Raw genomic sequence first — 13,950 nt, forward strand, 5'->3', positions numbered from 1 at the left:
CGCGACCGCTCCGCTTACTCTCGCCTCATGGCCTCCCGCACCACCCCGCCCCCGAGCCGCCCCGTGGGCACGGTGACGCGCGGGACGACGAACCCGAACCGGTTGCGCCGGATGGACCGCTGGATCGCGGCGACGCACGGGGCGGCGCTGCGGAGGGCCGACGCGCCGGTCGCGGTGGACCTCGGGTACGGGGCCGCGCCCTGGACGGCGGTCGAGCTGCTGGCCCGGCTGCGGGAGGCGGCGCCCCGGGTACGGGTGGTCGGCATCGAGATCGAGCCGGCCCGGGTGGCGGGGGCGAAGCCGTACGAGCGGGAGGGCCTGAGCTTCCGGCACGGCGGCTTCGAGGTCCCGCTGGAGGGCGGGATCCGGCCTTCGCTGATCCGGGCGGCGAACGTACTGCGCCAGTACGACGAGCAGCAGGTCGAGGAGGTCTGGGCGCGGCTGTGTGCCCGCCTGGCTCCGGAGGGACTGCTGGTGGAGGGCACCTGCGACGAGATCGGGCGTCGCCACGTCTGGGTCGCGCTGGGGCCCGAGGGGGCGCGCACGGTGACCTTCGCGACCCGGCTGGGCTCCCTGGAGCGCCCTTCGGACCTGGCGGAGCGGCTGCCGAAGGCGCTGATCCACCGCAACGTGCCGGGCGAGCCGGTGCACGCGTTCCTGCGGGACTTCGACCGGGCGTGGGCGGCGGCCGCGCCCTACGCCTCGTACGGGGCGCGGCAGCGCTGGATCCGGACGGCGCGGGCCCTCGCCGCGGACTGGCCGCTGGCGGACGGGCCGGGGCGGTGGCGGCAGGGGGAGCTGACGGTGCGGTGGGAGGCGCTGCGCCCGGCGGGGCCCTCGTAACGGGAGCGGCCGGAAGCGGGGCGGTGGGGAACCGGTGGTGTGGGCTGCCCGTTGAGTCGTCGGGGTGGGCGGTGGCGGCGGCTTACATGATCGGAAAGAGCCCCACAAGGGTGTTGGAATTCACCGTCTCGTGGCACCATCCCGAAGGCAGTAGCAAGTTACTGATGAATAGTCAGATCTGATGCGGGATCTGACACGGGCGCCTGGGGGGACCATGGGGACCGAGAAGCGATCGCGGTGGCGGGGCGCGTCCGCCCTCACGCTGCTGTGCGCGATGGCGATACTGACGGCCCCCGGCCTCGCGACCGGCGCCGCGCACGCCGCGCCGACCCCGGAACCGGGCACCAAGTCCCTCGAAGACGTCCGCAAGAACATCGAGGACCTGTACCGCCAGGCCGGTTCCGCCACGGACGCTTACAACCTCGCCGACGGCGAGGCGAAGGCGCAGTCCGAGCGGATCGTCGAGATCGCCCGGCAGATCGTGGCGGGCGAGGAGAAGATCACCTCGCTGAAGGGCCGCGCGGGGGCCGCGGCCCGCGCCCAGTACCGCTCGGGCGGCCTGCCGCCGGGCGCGCAGCTGGCGCTGAGCGGCAGCCCGACGCAGTACCTGGACGGGGCGGACCGGCTGCGGCAGGGCGAGAAGGCGACGACGGACCTGCTGTCGGACCTGAACCGCACGCAGGACGATCTGGCGCGGTACGCGAAGGACGCGAGCGACCAGTGGCGCAAGCTCGAAGCCAACCGTCTGAAGCAGGAGACCTCGAAGAAGCAGATCGAGGAGAAGATCAAGGCGGCGGAGGAGCTGGAGAGCAAGCTGGAGGCCGAGGAGAAGGCCCGGCTGATCCAGCTCGAACAGCAGGCCCAGTACAAGGCGCAGACGGCGTGGCTGTCGTCGGGCGCGCTGAAGGGGGCCGGCGCCTCCGCGACGGACGCCGGGAAGCGGGCCGTCCAGTACGCCACGGCGCAGATCGGCAAGCCGTACGTGTGGGGCGCGGAGGGTCCGAACGCCTTCGACTGCTCGGGCCTGACCTCACAGGCCTGGCTCTCGGGCGGGCGGCGCATCCCGCGGACCTCGCAGGAGCAGCTGCGGCTGCTGCCGAAGGTGGCGGTGAAGGACATGCGGCCGGGTGACCTGATCATCTACTTCGACGACGCCACCCACGTCGGCATGTACATCGGCGACGGCGCGATGATCCACGCCCCCCGCCCGGGCCGCAACGTCACGATCGCGGGCGCGGGCTCCATGCCGATCAAGGCCGTGGTCCGCCCGGACTGACCCCGCGGGGGGCGCCGGGCGGGGCAGGAGGCGGGGCGAGGAGCGGGTCGGGGCGGAACCGCAGCGGAACCGGGTCGGGCCGGCAGCGGAACCGGGTCGGGTCCGAAGCGGAAGCGGGTCGGGCGCGCAACGGAAGCGGGGCGGGCCGGGGCGGAACCGGGGCGGTCTCGCGCACGTCTCGGCAGTGGGGACCATCACATCCCCACCGTGAGCTTGGTCATCCCATGCGCCCGCATTTCCCCCGCGATAACGGCATATGACGGAGGCCCCCGCCCGAGCCGCCATTCCGCTCTGCCCGTACCGACCGTTAGGGTCGGGCGAATGCGCACCCTCGGGGGGAGGGAAGGAACCGGAAACGATGCCCGTACCCGTACCGAGGCAGAGGGACACCCCCGCCGCGGAGAGCGGTCAGGCCGTTCTGTCGATCACCACCGACCGGCCGGCGAGCCACCCCGCCGCCCACCAGGCGCTCAACCTGCTCGTGATCGAGGACGACCCCGCGGGCGGCCTCACCGTCCCCGAAATACTCGACGCCGACGGCCACCGCATCCGGCTCCGCAGCGCCCGCAACCTCACCGAGGCCACCCGGCTGCTCACGCCCGACGTGCACTGCGTCCTGCTGGACCTTTCGCTCCCGGACGCCGCCTTCCGGGGCGCCGGCGCGGCCGCGGCCGACACCGCCGCCGACCAGCTGGCCACCCTCCGCCAGGTCCTGCGGCTCGCCCCGCGCCATGCCGTCCTCGTCCTCACCGCCGAGGACGACGCCGAGCGCGCCGCCGAGGCGGTCCAGATCGGAGCCCAGGACTTCCTCTTCCGCGACGAGCTCGACGGCCGGCTGCTGAGCCGCGCCATCCGCTACGCGGTGGAGAGAAAACGGGCCGACATCGCCCAGTACAAGCTCGCAGAATCGAAACTGCGCGCCCAGGAGAACGCCCGCCTGGAGCGCGGGCTGCTGCCCAACCCGCTCCTCGAAGGCTCCGACCTCCGCTTCGCGGCCCGCTACCGCCCCGGCCGCAGCCGGGCCCTGCTCGGCGGGGACTTCTACGACACCGTCCGCACCCCTGACGGCACCGTCCACGCGATGATCGGCGACGTCTGCGGCCACGGCCCCGACGAGGCCGCCCTCGGCGTCGAGCTCCGGATCGCCTGGCGCGCGCTCACCCTCGCCGGCCTGTGCGGCGACGAGCTCCTCGCCACCCTCCAGGAGGTCCTGGAGGTGGAGCGCCCCTGCGACGAGATCTTCGCGACGCTGTGCACCGTCGACATAGCCCCGGACGGCCGCCGCGCGGGCCTGTGCCTGGCCGGCCACCCGGCCCCGCTGATATCCCGGCCTGGCCGCCCCGCCCGGCTGCTCCCGTACGAGAACAACGGCCCGGCACTCGGTCTGCTGCCGCGCGCCCGCTGGCCGCGCCGCCAGGTAGAGCTGGGCGGCAGCTGGAGCCTGATGCTCTACACCGACGGCCTGATCGAGGGCCACGTCGGCGCCGGCAAGGAGCGCCTCGGGCAGGACGGCATGGTCGAGATGATCAACCGGCACCTGGACCGCGGGCTGCGCGGCGAGGACCTGCTGGAGGCCTCCGTCACCGAGGCCCGCCGCCTCAACGGCGGGGAGCTCACCGACGACGTCGCCGTGGTCCTGCTCTCACGCGCCGAGGGCTGAGCCCGGGGAGCGGTCGCGGTACGTCAGCGCCCGGTACGTCAGCGCCCGCCGTTGTAGGGCCCGTACGGCCCGTCGCTGCTGCTGCCGCCACTGCGCCGGCCGCCGCCCGAGACCTGCTTGAGGGCCGGGCGGACGTCGACGAGGAAGACGATGGTGGCGACCAGGCCGGCGATCTCCAGGAACAGCATCCCGAGGAAGAAGTCGACGACGACCGTGACGCCGAGGATGACCAGCCAGAAGGTCTTGCTCTGCTTGTCGGCGGCGCGGTACGCGTCCTCGCGCGCCAGCAGCGCCAGCACGAAGGCCACGACGGCGAGCGCCAGCATGGCGAAGCCGAGCAACGGGAGGACCCCGTTATCGAATCCGTTCATCAACATCGCTCGACCGCCTTCTCACGCTTCAGGTGCCGCCCGTATCCACGCTACCGGTAACAACGGGCCGGACACCTCGCTGGTGCCCGGCCCGTCGCCCGGTTATGCGGATTCCGGGGTTCAGCTCTCGTCGCCCGCCGTGGCGCCGACGGTCTTCTTCGCGGGGCTCTTGCGGGCGGTGGTCTTCCGCGCCACGGCCTTCTCCTCGGCGGCGGCCTCGGCCGCCACCGGCTCCAGCTTCGCCTGCGGCTCGGGCTCGACGGCCTCGGCGATGTCGACGATCTCCTCGACGAGCTCGCCGCGCCAGGCGCGCACGGCCTGCTCACCGTGCTCGGCGACCTTGTCGTAGGTCTCCTTGGCGCGCACCGCGTACTCGGCGGCCACGCCGACCCCGCGCAGCGCCAGGTCCTGGGCGGTCTCGCCGAGCTTCTTCGGGTCGATCGCGCCGAGCACCTCGGAGACCTTGGCGGTGACGGCCTCCTGGGCCTCCTTCGCCTTCTCCTGCACGACCTTCGGGTCGGTGTTCTTCACGGCCTCGATCCGCGCGGGGGCCTCGGCGCGGAGCTGCTCGAAGAGCCCGGGCACCTTCTTGGCCTGCTGGACGGCCAGGTCGGCCGTACCGGCGGCGAAGTAGAGGGGGGTCGGGTCGGTGAGGGTCTTCTTCAGGTCATCGGCGATGGCCATGTGCTGGTCCTCCCGGATCACAGTTCAGTTCGTGTGGGGCATCGCGTCACGCGCTTCGTCGTGCGCTTCGTCGTGCGCGTTCTCTTTGCGGAACGAGTCGTAGATCTGGAGCAGCACCTGCTTCTGCCGCTCGTTGATCGACGGGTCGGCGAGTATGACGGCCCGCGTCTCCACCTCGTCCGGGTCCCGCTCGTCGAGGATCCCGGCCTGCACGTACAGCGTCTCCGCGGAGATCCGCAGCGCCTTGGCCAGCTGCTGGAGGATGTCCGCGCTCGGCTTGCGCAGCCCGCGCTCGATCTGGCTCAGGTACGGGTTCGACACCCCCGCGGCCTCGGCCAGCTGCCGCAGCGACAACTGAGCCTGCCGCCGCTGCTCCCGCAGGTACTCGCCGAGATTGCCGACGTTGAGCGATGCCATGGCCCCGATCCTGCCCCACCTTGCTAACTATTGCAAGCACCTGCTTGCAACAGCTCCCACCGCGCCGCGCCGCAGACCGGTCCATCGGGTTGGATGGCGACGTGGTGAGACGGCGCGAGACGAGGAAGAAGCGGGCTCCGTTCGGCGTACCGCGGGAGGTCATCCTGCTGTCGGGGCGGGACGTGTGGCCCTACACGTTCATCGCCGACGACTCGCGTGGCGGATGCGGCAAGGTCGCGATGCCCGCCGATGCGGCCATCGAGGACGTACAGGCGGCGGTCTTCACGCGGCTGGCGGACCTCACGCGTACCTTCCATGGTGTCGAGATCGGCATCGTCTGGTCCCCCCTGACACCAGACTCGTGGGTCGGGCGTGTCGGTTCCCTCACCACGGACGTCGGGCCGCCGCCCTGATGTCAGCTGTCGCGGGCAGCCGCGCCGAACCACGTGGGGACGGCTGCGAGCAGGTCCTGCTGGTCCTGCCCCGCCCAGGCGACGTGGCCGTCCGGGCGCAGGAGCAGGGCGGGGGCGTCCGGGTCCACGGGGGTGAGGTCGACGACGTGGTCCACCCGGTCGGCCCAGCCCGTCACCGAGAGCCGGCCGGTGCGGTCGAGCAGGAGTCCGCGGCCGCCGTGCGTCAGCTCGTAGAGGCGGCCCTGCTTCAGCTGCACGTCCCGCATCCGCCGGCCGAGCAGTTCGTGGCCCTCGCCGAAGTCGTAGCGGACGTCCACCGCGGTGATCATCCCGGTGACGTACCGGTTCACCTCCTCGAAGTCCATCAGCTTCGAGAACAGCTCCCGCAGCGCGCTCGCCCCCGGATCGGTGCCCATCAGCGCGATCTGCGCGCGGGTGTTGGCGAGCACGGCGGCGCCCACCGGGTGCCGCTCGGCGTGGTAGCTGTCCAGCAGGCCCTCCGGGGCCCAGCCGGCCACGGCGGCGGCCAGCTTCCAGCCGAGGTTGAAGGCGTCCTGCACACCGAGGTTGAGCCCCTGACCGCCGGTCGGCGGGTGGATGTGCGCCGCGTCGCCCGCGAGCAGCACCCGGCCAACCCGGTAGCGCTCCGCCTGCCGGGTCGCGTCGCCGAACCGGGACAGCCAGCGCGGTGAGTGCACCCCGAAGTCGGTGCCCGCGGTGGCCCGCAGCCGCTGCTTGAACTCCTCCAGGGTCGGCGCCGCCCGGTCCTCGGACACCCCTTCGCCGGGCACGACGGCGCGGTAGCCGCCCTCCTCCAGGGGAACGAGGCCGAAACGCCGCTGCGTCTGGTTGACCTCCGCGACGACGGCCGCGATCGTCTCCGGGTCCTCGGTCGCCTCCATGACGCCCAGCAGCGTCTCGACCGTGGCGGGCTCCCCGGGGAAGCCGACGCCGAGCAGCTTGCGCACCGCGCTGCGGCCGCCGTCGCAGCCGACCAGGTAGCGCGAGCGCAGCCGGGTGCCGTCCGCGAGCTCGACGCCCACCCCGTCCTCGTCCTGGCCCAGCCCGACCACCTCGTGGCCGCGCCTGATCTCGGTGCCCAGTTCGAGGGCCCGCTCGACCAGCAGCCGCTCGGTGACCGGCTGCGGGGTGGCCAGCCCGTACGGGTGGGCCGTGTCCAGCAGCTCCGGCCACGACTTCATGATCCCGCCGAAGAGACCGCCCACCTGGAACTTCTTGCTGACCGCGAGGAACCGCTCCAGCAGGCCGCGCTGGTCCATCACCTCGACGCTGCGCGCGTGCAGACCCTGTCCGCGGGACTCCCCGGTCGGCTCGGTCAGCTTCTCCAGCACCACCACGTGCACGCCGTGGAGCCGCAGCTCGCAGGCCAGCATCATGCCGGTCGGCCCGCCGCCGACCACGATCACGTCAATCATTCAGATCCCCCGATTCCACCGGCTCAGAGGGGAGATTCTGCGGCAGTACGGGGGCCTTGCCGCAAGGCCCCCTGTGCGCTATAAGTTGAGAGTGGCAAGGAGTGGGTACCAGGTACCCGAGCTCCTTGCCTTTGTCGTATGCCTGCGTATGCCAGCCCGTTAGGGCGCGGCCGCGCCGATGACCACCGTCGCGTACAGCTCCTGCGAAGTGACCGTACGGGTCGTCAGACCCGCCGCCGTCAGGGCCGCCGCCGTGACCGGGTGCTGGTGCTCGCCCGTCTCGATCAGCAGGTGCCCGCCCGGCGCCAGCCAGTGCGCGGCCTGCGCCGCCACCCGGCGGTGGATGTCCAGGCCGTCCGACCCGCCGTCCAGGGAGACCAGCGGCTCGTGGTCGCGGGCCTCCGCCGGCAGCAGCCCCAGCTCCCCCGTCGGCACGTACGGGGCGTTGACCACCAGCACGTCCACCCGGCCCCGCAGGGCCGCGGGCAGCGCCGCGTACAGATCGCCCTCGTGGACCCGGCCCCCGTACGGGGCGACGTTGCGCCGCGCGTACGCCAGCGCCACCGGGTCGATGTCGGCCGCGTGGAGCTCCACCCCGCCGCCCACCCGGTCCGCCACCGCCGCGCCCAGCGCGCCCACCCCGCAGCACAGGTCCACGACGACCGCGCCCGACCGGGGGGTGAGCGCGGCCGCCTCGGAGGCGAGGAACTCGCTGCGCCGGCGCGGTACGAAGACCCCCTCGCCGACCTCCATGCGCAGCCCGCAGAACCCCGCCCAGCCCACGACGATCTCCAGCGGCTCGCCGGCGACCCGGCGGGCCAGCATCTGCGACAGGTGCCCGTCGTCCCTGGCGGCGCCGACGAGCAGATCCGCCTCCTCCTCCGCGAAGACGCAGCCGGCCGCGCGCAGGCGTTCCACCAGTGAGATCAACAGTCCAGTCCTTCCAAGACCGTGACGTCCAGGCCCTCCAGGCGGGCCGGGTCCGCGACGATGTCGATGGCGACGATACGGCCGCCCGCGATGGTGAAGCCCTGGACCGCCACAGCCCTGCCGCCCGGCGGGATCGTGACGACGCCCAGCGCCCCGTTGACGAGCGCGGGCCGCGCGTACGGCGCCAGCCGCTGGAACGTGAGCGCCTGCCGGGCCACCGCCTCCGCGCCCAGCGCCGTCTCCCGCAGGTCCACGCGCAGCACGCAGTCCGGGTCGAGGACGGAGATCAGGCCGTCGAAGCTGCCGCCCCGCGCCGCCGCCAGGAACGCGCCGACGATCTCCTTCTGCCGGCCCCGGTCCGTGTCCGGGGCCGGTGCCTGCCCCCGCACCCGCCGCCGGGCCCGGCTGGCGAGCTGCCGGGTGGCCGCCGGGGTGCGCTCCACGATGGGCGCGATCTCGTCGAAGGGCACCCCGAACATGTCGTGCAGGACGAACGACAGCCGCTCGGCGGGCGCCAGTTGCTCCAGTACGACGAGCAGCGCGAGCCCGACCGAGTCCGCGAGCAGCACCTCCTGCTCGGGATCGAGCCCGTCCGGCGGGCTCAGCAGCGGCTCCGGGATGCCGACGGGCGTCTGAAGGGACTCCTCGCGGCGGGCCTTGCGCGCACGCAGCTGGTCCAGGCAGACGCGGGCGACGACGGTGGTCAGCCAGCCGCCCAGGTTCTCCACCTCGCGGGTGTCGGCGCGGTCGAGCCGGATCCAGGCCTCCTGGACGGCGTCCTCGGCCTCGGTCAGCGAGCCGAGCATCCGGTACGCCACGGCCCGCAGGTGGGAGCGCTTCTCCTCGAAGCGCTCCGCCAGGAAATCCCCGCGGTCCGCGCCGTCCGCCGCCGCCCCGCTCGCCGCCGCGCCGTTCGTGCTGCCTGTCATCGTCCTGTTCCCTCGTCTCGTCCGGTCGTTCCCGCCCCTGCCTCTCTGACGGACGCCGGCCCGTCCGTGTGACGGCCCGGCCGGATCAGAAGACGTCCGGGGACCACGGCTTGCTCGACGTACGGAACACCGCGTCCGCCAGCGCCAGCGCCCCCGGCCGCAGCTCCGTGATCTGCCCCAGCGCGCCCAGCCGGACCGCCGAGCCGTCCCCGAGGTACAGCGAGCCCAGCGCGGCCACGTCGAGCCGCAGGTCGGCGGGGTCCCCGGTGGCCTCGCACCGCCCCGTGCCCGCGTCCAGCCGGAAGCGGCCCCCGGACAGGCCCGCCGGGTCGGTGACCTCCAGGACGAGGACGCCCGGCACCTCGTACGTCCGCGCGCCCAGCGCCCGTACGACGTCCAGCACGCGCACCCACAGGAAGTCGGCGTGGGTCAGGATCGCGGCGGCGCGCGGATCGGGCAGCAGGCCCGGCGCGAGGTCGTCGGTGGCGCGCAGCCCGGTGCGGATCCTCAGCGCCCAGTCGACGGAGCACAGGAAGTGCCACAGCGCCCGCTCCGCCTCCGGGGTGGCCGCGAGGAGCTCCTCGACGCGGAGGGTGTTCAGCGGGACCTTCGCGTCCGTCCAGTGGTCATCGCTCCGGTAGGAGACCAGGCCGGCCACCTCGCCCGCCGCCGTCCGGTACACGGCGTGCAGCTTCGGCTTGTACGGGCGGAAGGAGAACTCCTCCTCCCCCGTGGCCAGTCGCCACCAGCGCGCGGTGCGGCCGGTCATGCCGTGCCGGGTCGCCCGGATCCGCTCGTGCAGCGCGGGACCGCTCCGGCGGACCTCGGCCACGTCCACCAGCTCGATGCGGCCGCCGCCGGCGGCGGGCGCGGCCCGGCGCGAATCGAGGCCGGTGCGCGCTACGTCGATCTCCCACTCCGCGACGTACACGGCGGGCCCGTACCCGTACCGCCCGTAGATCGGGTACTCGGCGGCGATCAGGGTCGACAGCACGTCGCCGCGCGCCGTGGCGGCGGCGAACTCGGCGGCCATCATCCGGGTCAGCAGACCCTGTCGGCGGTGCGTGGACAGCACGCTGACGTTGGTGACGGCGCTGGCCGTGACGGTGGCGCCGCCCGGGACGGTCAGCTCCTGGGTGAAGGACCGGAAGGTGCCCACGCAGCCGCCGGTCTCACTGTCGAAGGCGCCCTGGACCCGGCCGAGTTCGCCGGCCGCGGCCCGCAGGGCGACATCGCCGGGCGTCACGGGCTCCGCACGCAGGAACCCCCTGTTCAACGTCTGTGCCCACGCGGAATGTTCGGTGGCGGTGATCTGCCGGACCTCGGTGCTCATGACCGGCCACGCTAACCGCCGCCCCGGCCCCGAGTCCCGCGATTTTCCGGGAGACCGGCCCGGGGCCCGTCTCTATGCCAGCAGGTCGTCCACCTGAGCCTCGCCCTCGCGGTAGCGCCGGGTGATCTCCGCGCTGGAGTCGTCGGCGGTGCGCTGGAGATGCTGGCGGCGCCGCGAGACCTGCTGTTCGTACCGCACCAGCCGGCCCATCGCGTCGTGGAGTTCGGCGTCGGTGCGCGCGGCGAGGTCGGAGAGCTCCACCTCGGCGAGCATCTCCGAGGCCAGCAGCCGGAACTCCTCGCTGTGCGGGGTGCCGAGCGTGACGTGCCGGGCCGAGGCGCTGCGCCGCGAGGGGGCGTCCGCCAGGATCTCCGAGAGCCGCTCCACCACCGAATCGGGATCCGCCGCCGGGACCGCCCCGGGCACCGCCGGGAGGCGGTCGCGGCGGCGGGCCAGTTCGGCGCGCAGGATGTCGATCCGGCCCTGGAGGAGTCTGCGGATGTAGCTCAGGTCGGCCTCGTCGCGCTGCGCGTCGCGGCGCAGGGCGCGCAGCTCCGGGAGGCCGAGCGCGGTGGCCGGGGTCAGCGGCTCCTGCGGGTCGCCGGTGCGCTGCGCGGGCGGTCGTACCGCGGCAGTGGTGGCTCCAGCGGGTGCAGCGGGTGATGCAGGTACGGAGGTACCAGAGGTATTCATACGAACGGGTCCGTCCCCTCGACCGGTGAATGGGGTCTCCCCGGGGCCTGAGGGCCGTGGGAAGCACCGCCTGCGTGCATCGTGCCACTCTCCGTGGTACCGGTGCAGTCTCAGTGCACCCGATCGGCCCCGGACGGGTGCACGCCTGGTACACAGGTGGTATGCGAGCAGTGGTGCAGAGGGTGGACGGCGCGAGCGTCGTGGTGGCCGGCGAGACGGTGGGCGAGATCGTCGGCGAGGGACTGTGCGTGCTGGTGGGGGTGACCCACGACGACACCCCGGAGAAGGCCGCGCTGATGGCGCGCAAGCTGTGGTCCGTACGGATCCTGGAGGCGGAGAAGTCCTGTAGCGACGTGGCCGCGCCGCTGCTGGTGATCTCCCAGTTCACGCTCTACGGGGACGCCCGCAAGGGCCGCCGCCCCACCTGGAACGCGGCGGCGCCGGGGCCGGTGGCCGAGCCGCTGGTCGACGAGGTCGTGGCGCAGCTGCGGGCGCTGGGGGCGACGGTGGAGACGGGCCGGTTCGGCGCGGACATGCGGGTCTCGCTGACGAACCACGGCCCGTTCACCATCGTCATCGACGTCTGAGCGGTCTGAACGATCCGAGGGGTCGGGGCGCTCAGGGCGCTACGACGACCTCCTGCGCGGCGGCCGTCTTCCCGGCCAGCAGCGGCGCGTCCACCGGCACGTTCCGCTTGACCAGCGCGAGCGCGATCGGGCCGAGCTCGTGGTGGCGGACCGCGGTGGTCACGAAGCCCAGCTGGCGGCCCTCCTCCCCGTCTGCGGCGAGCCGGAGCGGCGTGCCGTGGGCGGGGAGCAGCACCTCGGAGCCGTCCAGGTGCAGGAAGACGAGCCGGCGCGGGGGCTTGCCCAGGTTGTGGACGCGGGCCACGGTCTCCTGGCCGCGGTAGCAGCCCTTCTGGAGGTGGACGGCGGTGCCGATCCAGCCCAGCTCGTGCGGGATGGTGCGGTGGTCGGTCTCCTGGCCCAGGCGCGGCCGGTGCGCCTCGACGCGCAGCGCCTCGTAGGCGAGCAGACCGGCGGCCGGGCCGTGGCTCGCGGCGAAGGCCTCCAGCTCGGCGCGCGGCAGGAAGACGTCACGGCCGTACGGGGTCTCGCGCACGACGAGTTCCTTGGCCACCTCGGCGATGGAGCCGGCCGGCAGGTTCACGACGGCGAAGTCGGCGGTGCGGTCGGCGACTTCGACGCGGTAGAAGAACTTCATCGACTCCAGGTAGGCCAGCAGCGCCTCCTGGGTGCCGGGCTCGACGTGCGCCCAGACCGTCTCGCCGTCGTCGACGAGGTAGAGGGCGTGCTCGATGTGCCCGTTCGCCGAGAGGATCAGCGCTTCGGTGGCCTGCCCGGCGGGCAGCTCGGTGAGGTGCTGCGTGAGCAGCAGGTGCAGCCAGCTCAGCCGTTCGGGTCCGGTGACGGTGATGACGCCGCGGTGGGAGAGGTCGACGAAGCCGCGGCCGTCGGCGAGGGAGCGTTGTTCTCCGTACAGCTCGCCGTAGTGGGCGGCGACGCCCTCGTCACGGCCTTCGGCCTGGACGGCACCGGGGAGATGGAGCAAGGGGCTGCTGGTCATGGCACCAAGCGTACGACCCCGCCCGGATCTGCCCTAGGCCTGCCCGGCGCGGTGCTCGGCGGCGCACTTCGCGCAGAGCCCGAAGATCGCGAAGTGCTTCATGTCGGTCTCGAAACCGAAGGTGGCGCGCAGTTTCGCGGTGAACTCGGCGGCGATGTCCACGTCGGCCTCGATGACCTCGGTGCAGTCGCGGCAGACCAGGTGGATGTGGTGGTGCCGGTCGGCGAGGTGGTAGGTGGGCGCGCCGTGCCCGAGGTGGGCGTGCGAGACGAGCTTCAGCTCCTCCAGGAGCTCCAGCGTGCGGTAGACCGTGGAGATGTTCACGCCGGAGGCCGTCTTGCGCACCTCGGCGAGGATCTCGTCCGGAGTGGCGTGCTCCAGGTGGTCGACGGCTTCGAGCACGAGCTGGCGCTGCGGCGTCAGGCGGTATCCGCGCTGCCGCAGGTCGCTCTTCCAGTCAGAGCTTTCGGTGTCCACGCTGCTGCCCACCCGGCCAGTGTAAGCGCGGGAAGGGGACCGCGGCCCTGGCCGTGGTCCCCTTCCCTCACAGTCTGTGGATATCGCCCGGTAGGGGCCGTGTCCGCCTCAGCGGAAGAAGGCGATGCCGTCGTCCGGCATGTCCGGGAGGTTGCGCGCCATCTCGGCGACCTCCTCGGGCGTGACGACCTTCTTCAGCTGCGCCGACATGTAGGGGCGCAGCTCGACGTCCGGGGTGGACTTCTCGCCGACCCACATCAGGTCGCCCTTGACGTAGCCGTAGAGCCGCTTGCCGCCGCTGTACGGGCCGGAGGCCGCGGTACGGGCGACGGCGTCGGTGACGATGTCGATCTGCGGCTTCTGGTCGGCGAGCGCGCCGTACCAGACCTCGACGACGCCCTGGTCGCGGACCATGACGATCTCGACCTGGCGGTCCTTGTCGATGCGCCAGTAGCCGGACTCCGACTCCAGCGGCCGCACCTTGTTGCCCTCGGCGTCGAGCGCCCAGGTGTGGGAGGTGTACTCCAGGAAGTCCCGGCCGTCGTGGCTGAAGACGACTTCCTGGCCGAAGTTGCACTTCTCTTCACCGGGGAAGTCGAAGACGCCCGCACCTTCCCAGGTACCGAGGAGGAAGGCGAGCGGGACGAGGCCCGGGTTCAGGTCGGACGGGATCTGGATCATGAATGGCTGCTCAGGCGATCTGTAGGGAGGGATTCCGGCATCCGGGGCGGGGCGAGCGGCTGATCAGGTGGTGATCAGCGCTGGCCCTGGTACAGCTTCTTCACGGCGAGGCCGGTGAAGGCGAGGACGCCGACGCAGACCAGGACCAGCAGGGAGGTGAAGACTGCCTCAAGCACGGTGTGCTCCTCGCGATGATGTGGGCGTGTACGGGGCCGGTCCC

General features: G+C 72.8%; 16 protein-coding genes. 5 read left to right on the forward strand and 11 right to left on the reverse strand.

Annotation, left to right across the window (positions count from 1 at the left end):
- Positions 1-27: 27 nt before the first annotated feature.
- The 3 genes from IE248_RS27620 (at position 28) to IE248_RS27630 (ending at position 3,779) form a co-directional block, all read left to right on the forward strand.
- Entirely contained in the window at positions 28-843 is an 816-nt protein-coding gene (locus IE248_RS27620; RefSeq protein WP_190032022.1) for a class I SAM-dependent methyltransferase, read from the forward strand.
- A 214-nt stretch (positions 844-1,057) separates the two neighbouring features.
- A complete protein-coding gene (locus tag IE248_RS27625) occupies positions 1,058-2,119 on the forward strand; it encodes a C40 family peptidase (RefSeq protein ID WP_190032023.1) in 1,062 nt (353 codons plus the stop codon).
- 256 nt (positions 2,120-2,375) lie between these two features.
- Positions 2,376-3,779 carry a PP2C family protein-serine/threonine phosphatase gene (locus IE248_RS27630; protein WP_008742412.1) on the forward strand — a complete coding sequence of 468 codons (1,404 nt, stop codon included), beginning with the start codon at positions 2,376-2,378 and terminating at the stop codon, positions 3,777-3,779.
- A gap of 38 nt (positions 3,780-3,817) precedes the next feature.
- On the opposite strand, the gene IE248_RS27635 is transcribed toward IE248_RS27630, so the two are convergent.
- The 3 genes from IE248_RS27635 to IE248_RS27645 form a co-directional block, all read right to left on the reverse strand.
- Complete coding sequence (locus IE248_RS27635) at positions 3,818-4,156, reverse strand: DUF2516 family protein (protein ID WP_008742411.1); 339 nt, start codon at positions 4,154-4,156, stop codon at positions 3,818-3,820.
- Positions 4,157-4,270: 114 nt separating this feature from the next.
- Positions 4,271-4,834 carry a hypothetical protein gene (locus IE248_RS27640; protein ID WP_073799694.1) on the reverse strand — a complete coding sequence of 188 codons (564 nt, stop codon included), beginning with the start codon at positions 4,832-4,834 and terminating at the stop codon, positions 4,271-4,273.
- Between the two features lie 24 nt (positions 4,835-4,858).
- The gene (locus IE248_RS27645) at positions 4,859-5,251 is read right to left on the reverse strand and encodes a helix-turn-helix domain-containing protein (RefSeq protein WP_073799647.1); all 393 of its coding nucleotides are present in this window, start codon (positions 5,249-5,251) and stop codon (positions 4,859-4,861) included.
- 101 nt (positions 5,252-5,352) lie between these two features.
- Between IE248_RS27645 and IE248_RS27650 the strand changes: the two genes are divergently transcribed.
- Complete coding sequence (locus IE248_RS27650) at positions 5,353-5,664, forward strand: hypothetical protein (protein ID WP_229895561.1); 312 nt, start codon at positions 5,353-5,355, stop codon at positions 5,662-5,664.
- 2 nt (positions 5,665-5,666) lie between these two features.
- Here IE248_RS27650 and rox read toward each other — a convergent pair whose 3' ends face one another.
- The 5 genes from rox to IE248_RS27675 form a co-directional block, all read right to left on the reverse strand.
- A complete protein-coding gene (gene rox, locus IE248_RS27655; protein ID WP_190032024.1) occupies positions 5,667-7,100 on the reverse strand; it encodes a rifampin monooxygenase in 1,434 nt (477 codons plus the stop codon).
- A gap of 159 nt (positions 7,101-7,259) precedes the next feature.
- Entirely contained in the window at positions 7,260-8,033 is a 774-nt protein-coding gene (locus IE248_RS27660) for a putative protein N(5)-glutamine methyltransferase (protein WP_100582842.1), read from the reverse strand.
- Positions 8,027-8,959, reverse strand: a complete 933-nt coding sequence (locus IE248_RS27665) for a sigma-70 family RNA polymerase sigma factor (protein ID WP_079196443.1) — start codon at positions 8,957-8,959, stop codon at positions 8,027-8,029. The genes IE248_RS27660 and IE248_RS27665 overlap by 7 nt, the downstream gene beginning before the upstream one ends.
- A gap of 85 nt (positions 8,960-9,044) precedes the next feature.
- Positions 9,045-10,292 carry a GNAT family N-acetyltransferase gene (locus IE248_RS27670; protein ID WP_073799651.1) on the reverse strand — a complete coding sequence of 416 codons (1,248 nt, stop codon included), beginning with the start codon at positions 10,290-10,292 and terminating at the stop codon, positions 9,045-9,047.
- A 72-nt stretch (positions 10,293-10,364) separates the two neighbouring features.
- Positions 10,365-10,985 carry an RsiG family protein gene (locus tag IE248_RS27675; RefSeq protein WP_008742403.1) on the reverse strand — a complete coding sequence of 207 codons (621 nt, stop codon included), beginning with the start codon at positions 10,983-10,985 and terminating at the stop codon, positions 10,365-10,367.
- Positions 10,986-11,146: 161 nt separating this feature from the next.
- On the opposite strand from IE248_RS27675, the gene dtd reads away from it, so the two are divergent.
- Positions 11,147-11,572, forward strand: coding sequence for a D-aminoacyl-tRNA deacylase (dtd, locus tag IE248_RS27680; protein ID WP_037794041.1), 426 nt, complete (start codon positions 11,147-11,149; stop codon positions 11,570-11,572).
- A gap of 31 nt (positions 11,573-11,603) precedes the next feature.
- Here the strand turns inward: dtd and ygfZ are convergent, their stop codons facing one another.
- From ygfZ to IE248_RS27695, 3 genes are all read right to left on the reverse strand, one after another.
- Positions 11,604-12,572 (reverse strand): CAF17-like 4Fe-4S cluster assembly/insertion protein YgfZ, encoded by a 969-nt coding sequence (gene ygfZ / locus IE248_RS27685; protein WP_008742401.1) that lies wholly within the window; start codon positions 12,570-12,572, stop codon positions 11,604-11,606.
- Between the two features lie 33 nt (positions 12,573-12,605).
- Positions 12,606-13,061 (reverse strand): Fur family transcriptional regulator, encoded by a 456-nt coding sequence (locus IE248_RS27690; protein WP_229895562.1) that lies wholly within the window; start codon positions 13,059-13,061, stop codon positions 12,606-12,608.
- Between the two features lie 96 nt (positions 13,062-13,157).
- A complete protein-coding gene (locus IE248_RS27695; protein ID WP_008742399.1) occupies positions 13,158-13,730 on the reverse strand; it encodes a heme-binding beta-barrel domain-containing protein in 573 nt (190 codons plus the stop codon).
- Positions 13,731-13,950: the final 220 nt, after the last annotated feature.

This window comes from Streptomyces goshikiensis, assembly GCF_014650555.1.
Taxonomy (GTDB): Bacteria; Actinomycetota; Actinomycetes; order Streptomycetales; family Streptomycetaceae; genus Streptomyces; species Streptomyces goshikiensis.